Source organism: Streptomyces sp. 378 (genome assembly GCF_030124145.1).
GTDB lineage: Bacteria > Actinomycetota > Actinomycetes > Streptomycetales > Streptomycetaceae > Streptomyces.
This window is the reverse complement of the sequence record NZ_JASKMS010000013.1, coordinates 1-18,282: the sequence shown is the minus strand read 5'-3', so window position 1 is coordinate 18,282 and position 18,282 is coordinate 1. Positions and strand designations below refer to the sequence as shown.

Genomic DNA, 18,282 nt, shown 5'->3' with positions numbered 1-18,282 from the left:
CCCGTGTCGCGCATCCGCCGCGGGCGCCGGGCGGGAAGTGTTCGCGTCAGGGCCGGCCGTGAACCGACAGCACGGCGACGGCGACGGCGGACGGAGGCACGACCATGACGACGGACGGGCAGCGGCTGCACTGCCTGGTCACCGGGGCGTCCGGCTACATCGGCGGGCGACTGGTGCCGGAACTGCTGCAGGAAGGCCACCGCGTCCGGTGTCTCGCCCGCTCCCCCGCCAAGCTCCGCGACCACCCCTGGGCGGCGCACGCCGAGACCGTCCAGGGGGACGTCACCGACCCGGAGTCGCTCGCGTCCGCGATGCGCGGCATCGACGTCGCCTACTACCTGGTGCACGCCCTCGGCTCCGGCTCCCGCTTCGAGGACACCGACCGCGCCGCCGCCCGGACCTTCGCCGAGCAGGCCCGGGCCGCCGGGGTGCGGCGGATCGTCTACCTGGGCGGGCTCACGCCACGCGGCGTCCCCGAGGACTCGCTCTCCCCGCATCTTCGGTCCCGGGCCGAGGTGGGGCAGATCTTCCTCGACTCGCCCGTGCCCGCGACGGTGCTGCGCGCCGCCGTCGTCATCGGCTCCGGCTCGGCGTCGTTCGAGATGCTGCGCTACCTCACCGAACGCCTGCCCGTCATGGTCACCCCCAGCTGGGTGCACACCCGCACCCAGCCCATCGGGGTACGGGACGTGCTGCGCTACCTCGTCGGGTCGGCCACCATGCCGGACGACGTCGACCGGGCCTTCGACATCGGCGGGCCGGACGTCCTCACCTACCGGGACATGATGCGGCGCTACGCCGCCGTCGCCGGACTGCGGCGGCGGCTCATCGTGCCGGTCCCCGTCCTCACCCCGCGGCTGTCCAGCCACTGGGTGGGACTCGTCACCCCCGTGCCCGCCTCCCTGGCCCGGCCGCTGACCGAGTCGCTGCGGCACGAGGTCGTCTGCCACGAGCACGACATCGCCCGCTATGTGCCGGACGCCCCGGGCCGGCCCCTGCCGTTCGACGAGGCGCTGGCCCTGGCCCTGCGCAGGGTGCGGGAGGCGCAGGTCACCACGCGCTGGTCCTCGGCCTCGGTGCCCGGGGCGCCCAGCGACCCGCTGCCCACCGACCCCGACTGGGCGGGCGGCAGCCTCTACCAGGACGAACGGCAACGGCCGGTCGACGCGTCCCGGGAGGCGCTGTGGAGGGTGGTCGAGGGCATCGGCGGCGACAACGGCTGGTACTCCTCCCCGCTGGCCTGGGCGGTCCGGGGCCGGCTGGACCGGTTCGCGGGCGGTGTGGGACTGCGCCGCGGACGGCGGGACACCGAGCGTCTGCGGGTCGGCGACTCGCTGGACTTCTGGCGGGTGGAGGAGATCGAACCGGGTCGTCTGCTGCGGCTGCGGGCCGAGATGCGGCTGCCCGGCCTGGCCTGGCTGGAGATGTACACCGAGACCGACGAGCAGGGCCGCACCCGCTACCGGCAACGGGCCCTGTTCCATCCGCGCGGCCTGCTGGGCCACGCCTACTGGTGGAGCGTCGCCCCGTTCCACTCCGTCGTGTTCGGCGGCATGGCCCGCAACATCGCGCGGGCCGCGTCCGAGGGCACGAGCGGACGCCGGAGCGCCGCCCGCATCCGACGGGCCCGCCGGCGGCGAAGGGTCCGGGAGCAACGAACGCAATCCGCACCACCGCACCAGGAGTGACGCCATGACCGCCGCGGTCGTCCTGTTCACCTCGGACCTGCGTCTGCACGACCATCCGCCCCTGCACGCCGCGTTGAACTCGGCGGACGAGGTGGTGCCCCTGTTCGTCCGCGACCCCGCCGTGCACGCCGCCGGCTTCGACGTGCCCAACCGCGCCGCCTTCCTCGCCGACTGCCTGGCCGACCTCGACTCGGCGCTGCGCCGGTGCGGCGGACGGCTGGTGGTGCGCACCGGGCCGGTCGCCCGGGAGGTCCGCGCGGTCGCCGCCGCCTGCGGCGCCACGGAGGTCCACATGGCCGCGGGCGTCACCGGCTACGCCCACCGACGTGAGGAGCGGCTGCGCGAGGAACTCGACGCCGCCGGTGTCGCCCTGCGGGTGCACGACACCGTGGTCACCGCCGTCGCCCCGGGGGCCGTGACACCACTCGGCTCCGACCACTTCGCCGTGTTCACCCCCTACATGCGCCGCTGGTCCAAGGAACGGCTGCGCGACCTCCTGCCCGCGCCGCGCGCCGTACGGGTCCCCGACGCCGTGCGCGGCGAGGAGCCGCCGTCCCGGACGGGCATGGCGGACCTGTCGCCGCGGCTTCCGGACGGCGGGGAGACGGCCGGGCGCGAGATGCTGGCGCGATGGACCGACACCGGTCTGTCCCGCTACGAGGAACGCCACGACGACCTGGCCGGTGACGCGACCTCGCGCCTGTCGCCGTACCTCCACTTCGGGGCGCTCTCGCCGGTGGAGGTCGTACGGCGGGCCAGGGAGAAGGGCGGCGCCGGCGCGGAGGCCTTCGTCCGTCAGCTGTGCTGGCGCGACATCCACCACCAGGTCCTCTCGGCCCGGCCCGATGCGGCCGCGCGGGACTACCGCACCCGGGGCGACCGGTGGCGCGGCGAGGACGAGGCCGCCGAGGACATCGCCGCCTGGCGGGAGGGCCGCACCGGCTACCCGGTGGTCGACGCGGGCATGCGCCAGCTGCGCCACGAGGGCTGGATGCACAACCGGGCCCGGCTGCTGGTGGCGAGCTTCCTGACCAAGACGCTGTATGTGGACTGGCGGATCGGTGCCCGGCACTTCCTCCGGTACCTGGTGGACGGCGACCTCGTCAACAACCAGCTGAACTGGCAGTGGGTCGCCGGCACCGGCACCGACACCCGTCCCCACCATGTCCTCAACCCCGTGCTCCAGGGCAAGCGCTACGACCCGGACGGCACCTACGTCCGCCGGTGGGTGCCCGAACTGGCGGACGTCGGCGGCACGGCGGTGCACGAGCCCTGGCGGCTCCCCGCGGACGAGCGGGCCCGGCTGCGCTATCCCGCGCCGCTCCTCGACCTCGGTGAGGGACTGGCCCGCTTCCGGCAGGCCCGCGGCCGCGGCTGACAGCACGACACGCGCGCATCCGAAACACCGCCCCCGGTGGAAGCACTGATGTGCGGACGACCGGAAGCGAGAAGGGGTTGTGCATGCTTGGACCGTGGCCGACGCCGGCCGGACCGGCGGAGACGAACCACGCCCCGCTCACCGCTCCCGGGGCCACGCGCGCCGTGGAGCGCGTCCTGGAGCGGGTGCTCGACACGCGACTGCGGCAGGCCCGCGAGACCGACGCGGTGTTCGCCCACGACATGGCCGACCGCGTCGCCGCGTTCGTCCGGCGGGGCGGCAAGCGGCTGCGCACGGCGTTCGTGTGGTGCGGCTGGCGGGCCGCGGGTGGCTCCGGCGACCCCGGGGCGGTCCTGCGCACGGGGGCCGCCCTCGAACTGCTCCAGGCCTGCGCGCTCATCCACGACGACGTGATGGACGGATCACCGCTGCGCCGGGGCGCGCCCGCGATGCACGTGGACTTCGCCCGGGACCACCGGACCGGCCGCGCGGGCGGGTCCGCCGACTCGTTCGGGACGTCGGCCGCCGTGCTCGCGGGCGACCTGGCACTGGCGTGGGCGGACGACCTGCTGACGGAGACGGCGCTCGCCGCACCGCACGGCGCGCGGCTGTACGACGAATGGCGGGTCATGCGCACCGAGATGGTCGCCGGTCAGTACCGCGATCTGCGCGCGCAGGCGAGCGGCTCCTCCGACGCCGAGGAGGCCCGGACCATCGCCGTGCTGAAGAGCGCCCGGTACACCGTCGCGCGGCCCCTGGCGCTCGGCGCGACCCTGGCCGGTGCGGACGCGCCCGTCCTGGACGCGCTGCGGGCGGCGGGCCGCTGCGGGGGGCTGGCCTTCCAGCTGCGCGACGACCTCATCGGTGCCTTCGGCGACCCGGAGGTGACCGGCAAACCCTCCGACGACGATCTGCGCTCCCGCAAGCTCACGCCGCTCCTCGCCGCCGCCGTCCGGCTCGCCGACGCCACCGGCGACCAGGAGGCCGCCGCCGTGCTCGCCCCGGGTGCGGGCGCCCGCCCGGAGCACGGCGTCGAGCGGATGCGGGCGGTGCTGGAACGGACGGGCGCCCGGGCCGAGATCGAGGCACGGATCGCGCGGCTGGCGGCCGCCGGCCTGCGGCACTTCGAGGCGACCGGTGCCGCACCCGTCGTGCGGCGGGAGTTCGCCGCCCTGGTCGAGCGGGCCTCGGGCGTCGCCCCGCAGCCCGCCGAGGAGCTGGTATGAGGACGGTGACGGGACCGACGGACCATGTCGTCGTGGTGGGCGCGGGTCTGTCCGGTCTGGCGTGCGCCCTGCATCTGCTGGGCGACGGCCGCCGGGTCACGCTCGTGGAGCGGGACGCCGGCCCGGGCGGCCGGGCCGGGCGGGCACGACTCGGCGACTACCTGGTGGACACCGGGCCCACCGTGCTGACGATGCCGCACCTGGCCGACGAGGCGTTCGCGGCCGTCGGCGAGAGCCTCGAACGGCACGTCGAGCTGGTGCCCCTGCACCCCGCCTACCGGGCGGGCTTCGCGGACGGGACCTCACTCGACGTGCACACCGACGGCGACGCCATGGAGGCGGAGGTGCGGCGCTTCGCCGGACCGGCGGAGGCGGCGGGCTACCGCAGGCTGCGGGAGTGGCTGGAGCGGCTGTACCGGGCGCAGATGCGCCGTTTCATCGACACCAACTTCGACTCGCCCCTCCAGTTGGCCCACCCGGATCTGGCCCGGCTGGCGGCGCTGGGCGGCTTCGGGCGTCTCGACGGCCGGATCGGCCGCTTCCTCTCCGACGCCCGGCTGCGCCGGGTCTTCTCCTTCCAGGCCCTGTACGCGGGGGTGGCTCCGGCCCGGGCGCTCGCGGCGTACGCGGTGATCGCCTACATGGACACCGTGGCCGGTGTCTGGTTCCCCAAGGGCGGCATGCACGCCCTGCCCCGGGCGATGGCGGACGTGGCGGCCGACGCGGGTGCCGAGTTGCGTTGGTCGGCCGAGGTGAGCGCGCTGGAACGCTCGGCGGGCCGGGTGCGGGCCGTCCGCCTCGCCTCGGGTGAGCGCATCCCGTGCGACGCGGTGGTGCTGACCTGCGAACTGCCCGCCGCGCACCGGCTGCTGGGCCGGGCTCCCCGGCGGCCGGTGCGGCTGCGGCACTCGCCGTCCGCGGTGGTCCTGCACGCCGGGACCGACCGCACCTGGCCCCACCTCGCCCACCACACGCTGTCCTTCGGCGCCGCGTGGGAGCGCACCTTCGACGAACTGACCCGCTCGGGGAGGCTGATGAGCGACCCGTCGCTGCTGATCACCCGGCCGACCACGCACGACGCCTCCCTGGCGCCGCCGGGCCGCCACCTCCACTACGTCCTGGCGCCCTGCCCCAACACCGCCGTCGGCCCCTCCGCCGCCGCCTGGCGGGACCTGGGCCCGCGCTACCGCGACAGCCTGCTCGCCGAGCTGGAACGCCGCGGCCTCGACGGCTTCGCGGACAGCGTCGAGGAGGAACTGCTGGTGACCCCGCTCGACTGGACGGCCCAGGGCCACGCGGCGGGCAGTCCCTTCTCCGTCTCCCACACCTTCGCCCAGACCGGCCCCTTCCGGCCGCGCAACCTCGTGCGCGGACTGGACAACGTGGTGCTCGCGGGCTGCGGGACCACACCCGGTGTCGGCGTGCCGACCGTGCTCATCAGCGGGAAGCTCGCCGCCGCCCGTGTCACCGGGGGCCGCACCCGGCCGGCCCGGACGGTCCGGCCGGCGGACCGCCTCCCGTCCACCCCGACCGGAGCAGGTGCCCATGACCCGTCGTGAACTGGACGCCGCCGGGATCACCGACCCCGGCCTGCGCGCCGCCTACGGCCGGTGCCGGCAGCTCAACGCCCGGCACGGCCGGACCTACTTCCTGGCCACGCGGCTGCTGCCGCTGGAACGCCGTGCGGCGGTGCACGCGCTGTACGGCTTCGCCCGCTGGGCCGACGACATCGTCGACGACCTGGACCGGCGGTTGACCCCCGACGAGCGGGACCTGCTGCTGAAGCGGCTGGAGGGCGACCTCGGGCACGCGCTGCGCACCGGCGGCGGCACCGAGCCGGTGGTCCGGGCCGTGGCGGACACCGCCGACCGTTACGGCATCGACGTGGACCTGTTCGCCGACTTCCTCGCCTCGATGCGCGCCGACCTGACCGTCACGGACTACCCGACCTACGCCGATCTGCGGGCCTACATGCACGGCTCGGCCGCGGTGATCGGCCTGCAGATGCTGCCCGTGCTCGGCACGGTCGTCCCGCGCGAGGAGGCGGCGCCGCACGCGGCGGCCCTCGGGGTGGCCTTCCAGCTCACCAACTTCCTGCGGGACGTGGGCGAGGACCTGGACCGCGGTCGCGTCTACCTGCCCGCCGACCTGCTCGCCGCGCACGGCGTGGACCGCTCGCTGCTGCTCTGGAGCCGGCGGACCGGCCGCGGCGACCCGCGCATCCGGGCGGCGCTGGTCGAGGCCGAGGTCATGACGAGGGACGTGTACCGGACGGCCCGGCCGGGCATCGCGATGCTCGACCCGAGGGTGCGCCCCTGCATCGGCACCGCGTTCACGCTGTACGGCGGCATCCTCGACACGATCGCGCGGCAGGGCTACACCGTGCTGCATCACCGTGCGGTGGTGCCCCGCCGCCGGCGGGCGGCCACCGCCGCGGCGGGTGTCCTGAAGGTGGCCCGCGCGCGGTGGCGCGCGACGCCCGCGGCGGACCGCGCCGCACTGGAACGGAAGGGACCGGGTCGTGGCTGACCGAGCGGACAAGGCGCGCTGGACCTCACCGCTGCGGCGGCGCCGCGGCCCCGGCTGGGCGGAGCAGACGCCGACCTGGCGCGCGGCACGGCCGGCGCTGATCGCCGACGCCCTCGAACGGGCGTCCGCCCGGCCCTCCGGCAACTGGTTCGTGGTCGGCGCCTCCCGGGACGTGCGACCCGGCAGCCCCTGCGGCAGGACCGTCGGCGGCGTCGAGGTGGTGCTGTGGCGCTCGTCGTCGGGTGACCTCCGGGCGGGCTCCGGTGTCTGCCCGCACCTCGGTGCTCCCCTGCGGGACAGCCGGGTGGTGTGCGGCACGCTGGTGTGCCACTGGCACGGACTGGCGCTGGACGGCTCGCCGTTCGCCGGCTGGCAGCCGTACCCCGCCCACGACGACGGGGTGCTGGTGTGGGTCCGGCTGGACGCGGTCGGCGGGGAGGAGCCGTCGGAGCGGCCGGTGGTTCCGGTGCGTCCCGCGGCGGCGACCGGGGTGGACGCCGTGTTCACGGCGTCCGGGCGGTGCGAACCGCAGGACGTGGTGGCCAATCGCCTCGATCCGTGGCACGGGTCCTGGTTCCACCCGTACTCCTTCGTCGATCTGACGGTGGCCCGGGAACCGCGGGGCGAGACGGACGACGCCTTCGTGGTCGATGTGTCCTTCCGGGTGGCTGGCCGTCTGGTGGTGCCCGTCAGGGCCGAGTTCACCGCGCCGGAGCCGCGTACCGTCGTCATGCGCATCACCGAGGGCGAGGGCGCCACGTCCGTGGTGGAGACCCATGCCACGCCGCTGACCGCCGCGGACGCGGAACGGCCGCGGACGGCCGTGATCGAGGCGGTCGTCGCCGCTTCGGATCGGCGCGGCTTCGCACTGGCCCGGGCCGCCGCCCCCGTGCTGCGCCCCCTGATGCGGCGCACCGCAGGGCGCCTGTGGCGCGACGACCTCGCCTACGCCGAGCGGCGCTGGGCGCTGCGCAGCACCGGGCGGTTCCCCGGATGAGGTGAACCCGCCGAGGCGATCCGCGACCTCGGCGACGTCTCGGCCCGGGCCCGCCCGGCCGCGGGTGTCACCGGTGCGCCGGAGGTCCCGCGAGCGCGCCGAGTGCCCGCAGCACAGGGGAGCGGCCGGCCCGCGGCACGGTCCACAGCACCTGGCCGCGCACCCCCCACCCGGCGAGCAGGGCGTTGGACGCCAGGAAGCCGGTGGTGGCGGCGCGTTCCATCAACGCCACGGGCAGGTCGCAGCGCAGTCCGTCACCGGCCAGCGTCAGCCAGGGGTGGGGGGTCCGGACGGTGGGGCGCCGGTGATGGGTGCCGACCGGGAAGAGCGGGCAGTCCGAGCGCCACTCGTGCCGGGCGTCGACGACCCGTGCCCGACCGATCTCCGGGTAGACCCGCCGCGCCTGCCCGAGCAGCGCGTCCTGCACGCTTTCCCGGTCCGTGCCGGGGCCGACGGCGTAGGCGTGCAGTTCCACGACCGAACCGCCGTTCTTCGCTGCCCAGCGGGCGGCCTCGCCCTCGTAGCGTTCCAGGACGCTGATGTTGTCGAGGCCGTCGTAGCCGCTGGTGCCGAGGAAGCCGGGGCGGTCGGGGCGGACCGGCCGGTCGAGCCAGAGCCGCGAGACGAGGAACGGCGGGGCGGTGCGCAGGGCGGCGATGCCCTCGCGCCAGGGGGCGGTGCCCAGGCGGGGCGAGGCGGCGACGACCTGGCGCAGTCCCCCGGTGTCCAGGGCGAGCACCACCGCGTCGTGCCGGTCGGTGACGGTGCCGGTGCGCACTTCCGCTCCCCCGGCGTCGGCGGGTTCCACGCCGTGGACGGGTGTGCCGGTGCGGACGGTCGTGCCGAGGCGCCGGAGGTAGTCGCCGAGCGGTTCCCACAGGGCCTGGGGAAAGGGCTCGTCGGGCACGTCGAAGAGCAGCCCCTCCGAGGAGCCGAGGAAGTAGATGTGGAACATCAGCAGCAGTTCGGCGGCGGAGAGTTCGCGCGGGTCGGCGAAGAAGCTGCGCGAGAACACCTCGAAGGCCAGGTGGTGCGCGGCCTCGGGGAAGCGGACGCGTTCCAGGAAGTCGGTCGCGCCGATCTGGTCGAAGCGGGCGTACACCTCGGGCACGCGCACGTCCAGGAGCGGCAGGGCCGCCCGGGCGTCCAGGGCGGTGAGGTCGCGCCAGCCGAAGGTGGGGCTGAGGGCGACGAAACCGAGGGCGCTGAGGGGCGGGGTGCGCGGGACGCGGGCGAAGCTGTCGGTCAGTCCGCCGCTGTGCCGCAGGGGGTAGTCGGGCAGCGGGGTGAGGCGGGCGAGGGCCGGGTCGGTGCGCCGCAGCAGGCCGCGCAGGTTGTAGTACTGGCGGAAGAAGGCGTGGAAGCCCCGGCTCATGGTCACCTCGGAGCCGTCCGCCAGCAGGGTGCGGTGGCCGGCGAGTCGGCCGCCCAGGGACTCCTCCCGTTCGTAGAGGGTCACCCGGGCGCCGCGCTCGGCCAGCCCGGTGGCCGCGGCGAGTCCGGCGATGCCGCCGCCCACCACGGCGACGGACGGCGCGTCCGCGGGCCCGAACCGGTCCCGGCCGGGCTCGGGCATCAGCACTTCGGCCTTGCGGTCCCGGCCTCGGCGGGCGGTGGGGCGCGTCGGGCGGCTTCCCTCACCTCCGCGGCCGGTGGTGCGGGTGCTCATCGGGCGGCCTCCGCCGTCTCGGTGCCGCCGTTGCGGGCGACGAACGTGTGGGTGATGCCGGTCTGCCACCCGGCGAGGGGCAGGGCGCGGGCCCGCGTGAACCCGGCCCGCGTCAACCGGCCGGTGAAGACGGGCGCGGTGTCGAAGTCGAGGACGCTGCGCCACAGGTGCCGGTACAGGGCCCGGTCGCCGGTGAGCGTGCCCGCCGGGATGATCACCCCCTGGCACACGGCCGTCCACAGGGCGCGCTGCGCGGGCGAGCCGCCGAGGCTGTACTCGTGGACGGCGAGGCGTCCGCCCGGCCGCAGCAGGGACCGGACGGTGGCGAGGACGCCGTCCGGGTCGGAGACGTTGCGGAACAGGTAGGCGGCGAAGACCGCGTCGAACGGGCCTTCGCCGGCCGTCGGCAGTTCCTCGGCGCTCAGGTGCAGGAAGCGCACCCCGTCGGGCCACGGCTTGGCCAGCGCCCGGCGCAGCATGCCGGCGGAGGCGTCCACCGCGGTGATCCGTGCCCGGGGCGCGGCCCGCAGCAGGGCCCGGGTGGAGGCGCCGGTGCCGCACCCGAGATCGAGCAGGTGCAGACCGGCCCCGTCCCCGGGCAGTCGCAGCCGGCGGGCCGAGCGCAGCAGGTCGGTGCGGTAGCCGGGGTTGAGGCCGGTGAGGCGGTCGTAGGTGCCGGACGCGTGGTCGAAGGCGTGGGCCAGGTCGCGGTCGTGCAGCAGGGTCATGGGGGGCTCTTTCGGGTTCCTGGGGCGGGGTGGGTGCGACGGGGCAGGAAGGGGACTTCGAGCGCGGTGCGCAGCATCGGGCCCACGGGGGTGCGCAGTCCGATGCCCCACTCCTCCCGGACCGAGGTGGCGCCGTCGAGGAAGCGCAGCAGGCGCTGCGGGGGCGTGCGGCGGAACAGGCCGGTGAAGAACGCCGGGCCGTCGATCCGCCCGGTGTCCAGGGCCCGCAGCAGCACCGCGTCCATGGCGAGGGCCCGCCGCCCGTGCGGCCGGGGCACGGTGGCGCGGCCGTCGCGCAGGGCGTCGGCGATGGCCCGGCTGTGCCGCTGGACGGCCGCGAAGGTGTAGCCGGTGGCGGGGCGGGTGGCGCCGCCCGCCGTCCCGATGCGGAAGACCGACGCGCCCGTTCGCCGGGGGAAGCGGGCGTCGGTCATGGGGATGACACCCTGCTCGGCACGGTCCACGGTGAACTCGCCCAGGCGCAGCACCGCGCGGGCGTAGTGGCCGAGCGCCGCCTCGTACTCCGGGGTGGTCAGGGGGGTCCGGGAGAACTCGGTGTACTCGACGAGTGCCCGGTCCGGGGCCAGCGGGAGGACGTAGCCGAAGGCGAGCCCGTGTCGCGGCTGGGGTACCCGGAAGTCCATGAGGTCGGCGACCGCCGGGTCGAACCGGCCGTCGCGGGTGCGCACGAACCAGCCGCGGAAGTGCTGGAGCAGCTGGGTCCTGGCCGGGGGAAGGGCGGGCAGCGGCCGCGAGTCGAACACGTACCGGGAGCGCAGGGTCAGCGTGCGGCCGCCGGGTGCCGTGCAGCGGACCTCGGCGCCCCCGGGCACGTCCCGCACCGTGTCGGCCGTCGCGCGCAGCAGCCGTCCGCCGGGCGAATCCGCCAGCCGCGCGTGCACCAGCCGTTCGAAGGCCGTGGAGCGCACCATGCGGTAGCGCGAGGGGGCCGGGTCGACGGTGAGCGGGGTGCCGTCGGGGCCGTGCACCCGCAGCAGGGGCCAGGTGGCGGTGACCGCCTCGCCGAGGTCGTCGCCGTCCTGGTCCCAGTAGCACCAGGTGCGCTCCGCCGGACGTGCGGGACCGTCCGGCGGCTCCACCACGGTCACGGTCGCGACGCCGGTCCCGACCAGCCGGTTCGCCAGGCTGAGGCCGGCCGCGCCGCCCCCGATCACCACCACGTCCGACGTGCCGGCGGGCCCCCGGGTCACCGGGTCCACCACGCGCCGCTCATCCGCACACCACGCTCCCGGCCAGCCGGTCGACTGTGTTCCGTCCGTTCACCGCTTCGGGCGGACGGCCCCGTTCGGATGCAGCGCTGCCGGAGCTACCGCGACACGACCGATTCCAGAACCGCGACGGCCTCGGCGAGCCCCGTCGGACGCGGCAGCCCGGCGACGGTCCGGCCGGTCCAGCCCGGCCCGATGGTCAGGACGACCGGCTTGCGGCGGGCGCCCCGCACGCCCCACTCCATCGCGGCCACGTGCTGGGCGAGGGGCCGGCTGGCGGTGGTCCGGGACTGCGCCCACAGCCCCACCGCCGCCGGTCCCGTTCTGCGTACGGCCGTGACGAGTGACTCCACGGGCAGGGCACCGCCGAACATCCGCACCGGCAGGCCGCGTTCGGCGAGCGCGGCGGCCAGCACCTCCAGGGGCAGCGTGTGGTTCTCCCCCGGCACACAGGCGAGCACGACGGTCGCGCCCGGGCGGTCGGCGGCCACGGGCGGGGCGCCGCGCCGCAGGGCGCCCGAGACGTGCCAGGACAGGAAGTGCTCGACCTCGACGTACTTCTCGCCCGAGCTCTCCCACTTGCGGCCGACCGCCTGGAGGGTCGGCACGATGACCTCGGTCCAGGCGGCGACCAGCCCGTGTTCCGCGATCGCGGTCTCCAGCAGGTGGTCCAGCGCGGCGGCGTCGAGACGCAGAGCGGCACGGGCGATGCCCTTGCATTCCTGGCGCACATCACCGAGGCGCAGTCCGCTGCCCGCCCGGCTCCGGGTGCGGGCGGACGATCGGGGTGATGCGTCGGCGACCGGCCGGTCGGGGAGAGCGGGTCCCGGTGCCCCTTCGGCCGCCCGCCGGGCCGGGCCCGCCTGCCCAGGCGCTGCGGCGGCCTGCCCGGCCCTGGCCGCCTCCGCTGTCACCGGGGCCGCGCGCCCGGCCGGGCCGGCGCCCTGCGTCGCTTCGCCGAGCACCGTGCGCGCCGCCTCGGCGGGCGGTATCCCGGTCGCGGTCAGGGCGCACATCCGCTCCAGCCGTGCCACGTCCCCGAGGGTCCACCGGCGGTGCCGCCCACCGGTGTGCCCCTCCGGCCCGAGGCCGTAGCGCCGGTCCCACGTCCGGACCGTGGTGGGCGCCACCCCCAGGCGTCTGGCCACCTCTCCGGTGGTCAGTCCGCCACCGAGCGGCGAGCCCTCGCGTCCGCGGTCCTCGCTGTCTCGTTCGTGTACACCCATGCCTCCGACTGTACGACGCACAAACGACGCATGTTGAGGTGCGTCGTTTGTGCACCGAACACTGGCTTCGAGCGCATGGTCGCGGCTCGGCACAGCGCGACCGGTGCGGTTCGGCAGACGGCCTTCCGTCCCCGCACGACGCACTGCAGGAGGAACCAGGCCATGATCACGAATACGCGACCCACCGCCCCCACCGCGCCCGCGGAGGAGACGCGGTACGAGGAGGAGCTGGCCCGTGGCCTCGTCGCCGCCGACGAGGAGGCGTTCGCCGCGATCTACCGGCGCTGGGGCTCACTCGTCCACACCATGGCCACCCGACTGCTCGGGGACACCTACGAGGCGGAGGACGTGACCCAGCAGGTCTTCCTCGGCGCCTGGCACGGCCGGGCCGGTTTCCGCCCCGAACGGGGTCCGCTCGGCGCCTGGCTGGTCGGCATCACCCGCCGCAAGATCGTCGACGCGCTGGCGGCCAGGACGCGGCGCCTGACACTCATCGACTCGGCCGGCCGGGAGGCGGACACCGGCGGGCCCGACGAGACGGCACCGGACCGCGTCCTGGACCGGGTCCTGCTCATCGACGCCCTGGCGCGGCTGCCGCGCCACCAGCGGGAGGTGCTGTGCATGGCCTTCTACGAGGATCTGACCCAGGCGCAGATCGCGGAACGGACCGGCATGCCCCTGGGCACCGTCAAGAGTCACGCCCGGCGCGGCCTGCACCGGCTGCGCACGGTGATCGAGCAGGCCCTGGTCCCCGACACGGACCTCTAGCGGGTGCCGCCGTCCGCATCCATGGCGGCCCCCGCGCCTGAAACAGGACCGAGACTCCGCATCGCACGGAGACCCCCTCACAGGGATTTCGAAGGGATGATTCCCATGACCTCCCACACCCGACTCGCCATCGCCGCCTCGGCCGGTGCCTGTGCCCTGGCCCTCGGCGTCTCCGTTCCCGCCCTGGCCGGCCAGCAGGACAAGGCCATGGTGTCCGTCTTCCACGGCATCCCCGGCATGACCGTGGACGTGTACGCCAACGGCGACGAACTGATCGGCGACTTCAAGCCCGGCACGGTGACGGACCCGCAGTCCCTCGATGCCGGAACCTACGACATCCAGATCTTCGAAGCGGGCAAGGGGCCCGGCGGAACTCCTGCCCTGCAGAAGGAGATCAAGGTGCCCGAGGGCGCGAACGCCACGGTCGCCGCCCACCTCTCCGCCGACGGCACACCGCAGCTCACCGCCTTCACCAACGACGTCTCCCAGGTCGACGCCGGCCAGGCCCGTCTGACGGTCCGTCATGTCGCGGCGGCACCCGCCGTCGACGTCCGGGCGGGCGGGCAGCCGGTCTTCAGCAACCTCACCAACCCGAAGGAGGACACCGCCGAGGTCGACGCGGGCACCCTCAACACCGATGTGGTGCTCGCCGGTACGGACACGGTGGCCATCGGCCCGGCCGACCTGAAACTCTCGGAAGGCACCAGCAACGTCGTCTACGCCTGGGGCAGCGCCGAGGACAAGAACCTCGCCCTGGCGACGCAGACCTTCAGCGGCATGGCGTCGTCGCCCCGCGGCGTCCCCGCGGGCGGCAGCGGTGCCGCCGTCACCCCGAACTCCGCCGACCTCGGGCCGGCCTGGGCCGCGGCGGCCGGAGCGGTCGCGGTGACGGGCCTACTGGTGGCCCGCCGGGTCGCCGGCCGGCGTGGCTGAGGGCACGCGACGGCTGACGGGACCGATCGTGGCGGCTGCCGCTCTGGCAGCCGTCGCCGGTTTTCCGGACCGTCCATCGCAACCGGCCGCGCCCGCACCCGACTTCGCGGCCGCGCCGTCGGAGCGCCGGGGCGCGGTGGCCGCGGAGACACCCCCCGCACCCGGCACGGCGCGAAACCCGCCGCCCCGGCGGGTACTCGTCCCCCGCGCCGGTCTCGACGCCCGGGTCATTCCCGTGGGTGTGACGGGCCGGGGGAGCATGAACGTCCCCGGCGACCCCGACGTGGCCGGCTGGTACCGCCATGGCCCCGCGCCGGGCAGCGCCCGGGGCTCGGCGGTGCTGGCCGGACACGTCGACACCGACACCGGCGACCTCGGCGAGTTCCTGGCGCTGTACGGCGTACGGCGCGGGGACCGCGTCGAAGTACGCCGTGCGGGGGACGAGCCGGTCCGCTACCGCGTCGTCTCCCGCGTCACCGTGCCGAAGGACGAGCTGCCCCCCTCGGCGTTCCGCCGCTCCGGCGCCCCCGTCCTCACGCTGATCACCTGCGCGCCCCCGTACGTCCCCGAGCGGGGCGGCTACCAGTCCAACCTCGTCGTCACGGCGGAACCCGTCGGGAGGGCGCAGTGGCCCACGTAGACCCCGCGCACCTGGTGGAACTGGCGCTGCGCAACGCCACCCCGACCGACGCCGACGCCGAGGCTCTGCGGCACGTCGAGCGGTGCGACCGGTGCCGCGACGAACTCCGCGTGCTGCTCCGGGTGGTCACGGCGGCACGCACCGCACACCTGGTGGACCTGTCGGCGGCACCCCCGGAGCGCGTCTGGCGACGCATCTCCCGGGACATCACCCACGACACGCCCCCACCCGGACCGCCCCCAGTCATCCCGAACCACCGAAGGCGTGCCCTCCTCACCCTGCTGGCACTGCTCGCCCTCGCCGCGGCCACCGGCCTCGCCGCCGCCCGCTGGTCCCGACACCGGCGCTCGAACGGCCGGTCCGGGTAACGCGAGACGGGACGGCATCCGGCCCGTGCGGCGCGGGGCGGGACGGCGTCCAGCCCTCGTGGAACAGGTGCGGTAGGCCAGAGCCACTGAAGGCGGCAGCCACTGTCCGGACGGCCACGCCGGATGTCAGTGGCGGCTGCTTCCATGGCGCACTATGAGCACCGCACACGAGACTGCCGCCCTCCTCCCCGGCCCCGACCAACTCCGTACGTACCTGCGCGCCCTGGCCGTCCTGGACACGGCGATCGGCGACGATCCGCGGTTCTGCCAGTACACCTTCGACGGCACGTGGGGCCCCGGCGTGGAGGCGGCCCTCATGGAAAACGGCTCGGGGGACGACTTCTCCGTCCTCTTCACCTCGGCCGGTGTGCTCATACGCGGCTTCGACCACGAGTCCGAGATGAGTCCGTACGGGACGGACGACGGGCAGGTCTGGCCCGGTGTCCTCGATGACGTGCCCGCCCTGCTGCGTCCACTCCTGGACGAGCCCGCCTTCCGCGACAAGGGCATCGACGCCCCACGGGTCACCGCCTGCCTGTGGCGGGAGACCGGCGACACGGCCTGGCGCACTGGCTCGACCATCGCCTTCCCCACCGGCAGCGAGGACCCGGACGGCTCCGATTTCCTCTTCCACCTCCTCACGGACCGCTCCCCCGAGGCCGTCCAGGCCCACTTCGAGGACTACTACGAGCGCTCCGTCCCCCTCGACGCCATCCGCCACGTCCTCGCCGGACGCCCCCTCACCCCCGCGGTCGCCAGAACCCTCAATCCGGCCGTTCTCGCGGACGGCGCACTGCTCCAAAGGATCGCCGCGCACCCCGAGGTCGCCTCCTACCTGTCCTGTGACGGCGAGTTCGACCTCGCCCGCACCGACCCGATCGATTCGATCGCCCTGCCCAACGGGCTCCCGGTGGAACCCGTCGCCGGCTGCAACGCGGGCGGCACTCACTACCTCTGCGGCCCGGCCGTACCCGAAGCTCCCCGCCCCGTGCTCTACACCGACTCCGAGGGCCGGGCCTCCCTCATCGCCGAGTCTCTCGCCGACGCCCTGACCCTCGTCATCGTGCTGCCGTCCTGGCACGACGCCCTGGCCGGCTTCCGACCCCCGACCCTCAACTCCGACTACCTCGACGACCACCCGGGCCACCCCGCCGACCGCGACCGCCTCCTCGCCGCGCTTCGGCTTCCCCCGGCCACCGACCGGGAAGTCCTGGACCGTCTGCTCACCACCGCCGCCCGCACCGTCCCCGACGGATTCCTCCCTCAGGTGCGCGATGAGGAGGAGTCCGCCTTCGAGTCGATGCTCGAACCGCCTACCGAGTAGGGCCGGACCCGCCCCCCACTGACGCCCCGCGCAATATCCAGCACTCATCCGGCACGGTGATGACGAAGGGGCCCGACTCTGTTGAGTCCGACCCCTTCCCCTCTGCACGCTTGACTTGGATCCTGACGTCCAGCAACCGAACGACTACAGGTTGAAGCGGAACTCCACCACATCCCCGTCCTGCATGACGTACTCCTTGCCCTCCATGCGGGCCTTCCCCTTCGCGCGGGCCTCCGCGACCGAGCCCGTCTCCACCAGGTCGTCGAAGGAGATGACCTCCGCCTTGATGAAGCCCTTCTGGAAGTCGGTGTGGATGACACCGGCGGCCTCGGGGGCCGTCGCGCCCTTCTTGATGGTCCAGGCGCGGGATTCCTTGGGGCCGGCGGTCAGGTACGTCTGGAGGCCCAGCGTGCGGAAGCCGACGTGGGCGAGGGTGGCGAGGCCCGGCTCCTCCTGGCCGACGGACTGGAGGAGTTCCAGCGCCTCCTCCTCGTCGAGCTCGGCGAGGTCCGCCTCCAGCTTGGCGTTGAGGAAGATCGCCTCGGCGGGGGCGACCAGGGCACGCTGCTCGTTCTTGAAGTCCTCGTCGGTCAGCTCGTCCTCGTCGACGTTGAAGACGTAGAGGAACGGCTTGGTGGTGAGCAGGTGCAGGTCGTGCAGGAGCTCCGCGCGCTCGCTGCCCTGGACGAGGCCGTGCGCGAAGAGCGTGTCGCCCTTCTCCAGGATCTCCTTGGCCTCCTCGACGGCCTTCACCTTCGGCGCGATGTCCTTCTTGATCCGCGACTCCTTCTGGAGGCGCGGCAGGACCTTCTCGATGGTCTGCAGGTCCGCGAGGATCAGCTCGGTGTTGATCGTCTCGATGTCGTCCTTGGGCGAGACCTTGCCGTCGACGTGCACGACGTTCTCGTCCTTGAAGGCGCGGATGACCTGGCAGATCGCGTCGGACTCGCGGATGTTCGCGAGGAACTTGTTGCCCAGGCCCTCGCCCTCGGAGGCACCGCGCACGATGCCGGCGATGTCGACGAAGTCGACGGTCGCGGGCAGGACGCGCTGGGAGGAGAAGATCTCGGCCAGCTTGGTGAGGCGCGGGTCCGGGACGCCGACCACGCCGACGTTCGGCTCGATGGTGGCGAACGGGTAGTTGGCCGCCAGCACGTCGTTCTTGGTCAGGGCGTTGAACAGGGTCGACTTGCCGACATTCGGCAGACCGACGATTCCGATCGTGAGCGACACGTTGCGACTTCCCGTGAGTGGAGGGCCAGAGGGCCAGGGGACCGGCCGATCCACCAGTCTACGGCGTGTCCGGATCCGCCCAGGCGACGTATCGAACGCTTGGCCAAGCCGCGGTCATCGGCGTGTCTGACGGGCTATTCGGCATATTGAACGACCTAAGTTGGTGCGGTGGAGCAATACAGGACGCGATCTCCCCAGTACGGACCGCGACGGGACCGGCCCAGGCCGCCCCGGCAACCCGTGCCGTCCCAGGCGGGGCGGGGAGCGGGGGGCGAGCCCGTGCGCGCGGCCCGGCCGCCCGGGCCGCGGCGCCGCCCGGCGCCGGTGCGAACCCCCGCGCGCCCCG

General features: G+C 74.6%; 16 protein-coding genes. 11 read left to right on the top strand and 5 right to left on the bottom strand.

Translation table 11 applies throughout. The annotated features are described in order from the left end of the window. Window positions 1-104 precede the first annotated feature (104 nt). The 6 genes from QNO09_RS19015 to QNO09_RS18990 all read left to right on the top strand — a co-directional run bounded on the left by QNO09_RS19015 (window position 105) and on the right by QNO09_RS18990 (window position 7,818). Window positions 105-1,688 carry an SDR family oxidoreductase gene (locus QNO09_RS19015; RefSeq protein WP_283971398.1) on the top strand — a complete coding sequence of 528 codons (1,584 nt, stop codon included), beginning with the start codon at window positions 105-107 and terminating at the stop codon, window positions 1,686-1,688. A gap of 4 nt (window positions 1,689-1,692) precedes the next feature. Continuing rightward, window positions 1,693-3,066 carry a cryptochrome/photolyase family protein gene (locus QNO09_RS19010; RefSeq protein ID WP_283971397.1) on the top strand — a complete coding sequence of 458 codons (1,374 nt, stop codon included), beginning with the start codon at window positions 1,693-1,695 and terminating at the stop codon, window positions 3,064-3,066. A gap of 83 nt (window positions 3,067-3,149) precedes the next feature. Further along, a complete protein-coding gene (locus QNO09_RS19005) occupies window positions 3,150-4,292 on the top strand; it encodes a polyprenyl synthetase family protein (protein ID WP_283971396.1) in 1,143 nt (380 codons plus the stop codon). After that, window positions 4,289-5,851, top strand: coding sequence for a phytoene desaturase (locus QNO09_RS19000; RefSeq protein ID WP_283971395.1), 1,563 nt, complete (start codon window positions 4,289-4,291; stop codon window positions 5,849-5,851). Before QNO09_RS19005 ends, QNO09_RS19000 begins: the two co-directional genes overlap by 4 nt. Next, window positions 5,838-6,821: a phytoene/squalene synthase family protein gene (locus QNO09_RS18995; RefSeq protein WP_283971394.1), complete on the top strand. Its 984-nt coding sequence runs from the start codon at window positions 5,838-5,840 to the stop codon at window positions 6,819-6,821. The genes QNO09_RS19000 and QNO09_RS18995 overlap by 14 nt, the downstream gene beginning before the upstream one ends. Further along, the gene (locus tag QNO09_RS18990; RefSeq protein ID WP_283971393.1) at window positions 6,814-7,818 is read left to right on the top strand and encodes a Rieske (2Fe-2S) protein; all 1,005 of its coding nucleotides are present in this window, start codon (window positions 6,814-6,816) and stop codon (window positions 7,816-7,818) included. Before QNO09_RS18995 ends, QNO09_RS18990 begins: the two co-directional genes overlap by 8 nt. Window positions 7,819-7,885: 67 nt before the next feature. Here QNO09_RS18990 and QNO09_RS18985 read toward each other — a convergent pair whose 3' ends face one another. From QNO09_RS18985 to QNO09_RS18970, 4 genes are all read right to left on the bottom strand, one after another. After that, the gene (locus QNO09_RS18985) at window positions 7,886-9,487 is read right to left on the bottom strand and encodes an FAD-dependent oxidoreductase (protein WP_283971392.1); all 1,602 of its coding nucleotides are present in this window, start codon (window positions 9,485-9,487) and stop codon (window positions 7,886-7,888) included. Continuing rightward, on the bottom strand, window positions 9,484-10,215 hold the full coding sequence (locus QNO09_RS18980) for a class I SAM-dependent methyltransferase (RefSeq protein WP_283971391.1): 732 nt from the start codon (window positions 10,213-10,215) through the stop codon (window positions 9,484-9,486). Before QNO09_RS18980 ends, QNO09_RS18985 begins: the two co-directional genes overlap by 4 nt. Further along, the gene (locus QNO09_RS18975; protein ID WP_283971538.1) at window positions 10,212-11,435 is read right to left on the bottom strand and encodes a lycopene cyclase family protein; all 1,224 of its coding nucleotides are present in this window, start codon (window positions 11,433-11,435) and stop codon (window positions 10,212-10,214) included. Before QNO09_RS18975 ends, QNO09_RS18980 begins: the two co-directional genes overlap by 4 nt. A gap of 107 nt (window positions 11,436-11,542) precedes the next feature. Continuing rightward, window positions 11,543-12,670 (bottom strand): MerR family transcriptional regulator, encoded by a 1,128-nt coding sequence (locus QNO09_RS18970; RefSeq protein ID WP_283971390.1) that lies wholly within the window; start codon window positions 12,668-12,670, stop codon window positions 11,543-11,545. A 162-nt stretch (window positions 12,671-12,832) separates the two neighbouring features. Between QNO09_RS18970 and QNO09_RS18965 the strand changes: the two genes are divergently transcribed. The 5 genes from QNO09_RS18965 to QNO09_RS18945 all read left to right on the top strand — a co-directional run bounded on the left by QNO09_RS18965 (window position 12,833) and on the right by QNO09_RS18945 (window position 16,703). Then, window positions 12,833-13,438, top strand: coding sequence for a sigma-70 family RNA polymerase sigma factor (locus tag QNO09_RS18965; RefSeq protein WP_283971389.1), 606 nt, complete (start codon window positions 12,833-12,835; stop codon window positions 13,436-13,438). Window positions 13,439-13,543: 105 nt separating this feature from the next. Then, window positions 13,544-14,371, top strand: coding sequence for a DUF4397 domain-containing protein (locus tag QNO09_RS18960; RefSeq protein ID WP_283971388.1), 828 nt, complete (start codon window positions 13,544-13,546; stop codon window positions 14,369-14,371). Between the two features lie 28 nt (window positions 14,372-14,399). Continuing rightward, window positions 14,400-15,011, top strand: coding sequence for a class F sortase (locus QNO09_RS18955; RefSeq protein ID WP_283971387.1), 612 nt, complete (start codon window positions 14,400-14,402; stop codon window positions 15,009-15,011). Further along, window positions 14,999-15,379 carry a hypothetical protein gene (locus QNO09_RS18950; RefSeq protein ID WP_283971386.1) on the top strand — a complete coding sequence of 127 codons (381 nt, stop codon included), beginning with the start codon at window positions 14,999-15,001 and terminating at the stop codon, window positions 15,377-15,379. The genes QNO09_RS18955 and QNO09_RS18950 overlap by 13 nt, the downstream gene beginning before the upstream one ends. A gap of 154 nt (window positions 15,380-15,533) precedes the next feature. Beyond that, on the top strand, window positions 15,534-16,703 hold the full coding sequence (locus QNO09_RS18945) for a hypothetical protein (RefSeq protein WP_283971385.1): 1,170 nt from the start codon (window positions 15,534-15,536) through the stop codon (window positions 16,701-16,703). Between the two features lie 144 nt (window positions 16,704-16,847). On the opposite strand, the gene ychF is transcribed toward QNO09_RS18945, so the two are convergent. Further along, entirely contained in the window at window positions 16,848-17,936 is a 1,089-nt protein-coding gene (ychF, locus tag QNO09_RS18940) for a redox-regulated ATPase YchF (RefSeq protein ID WP_283971384.1), read from the bottom strand. Window positions 17,937-18,282: the final 346 nt, after the last annotated feature.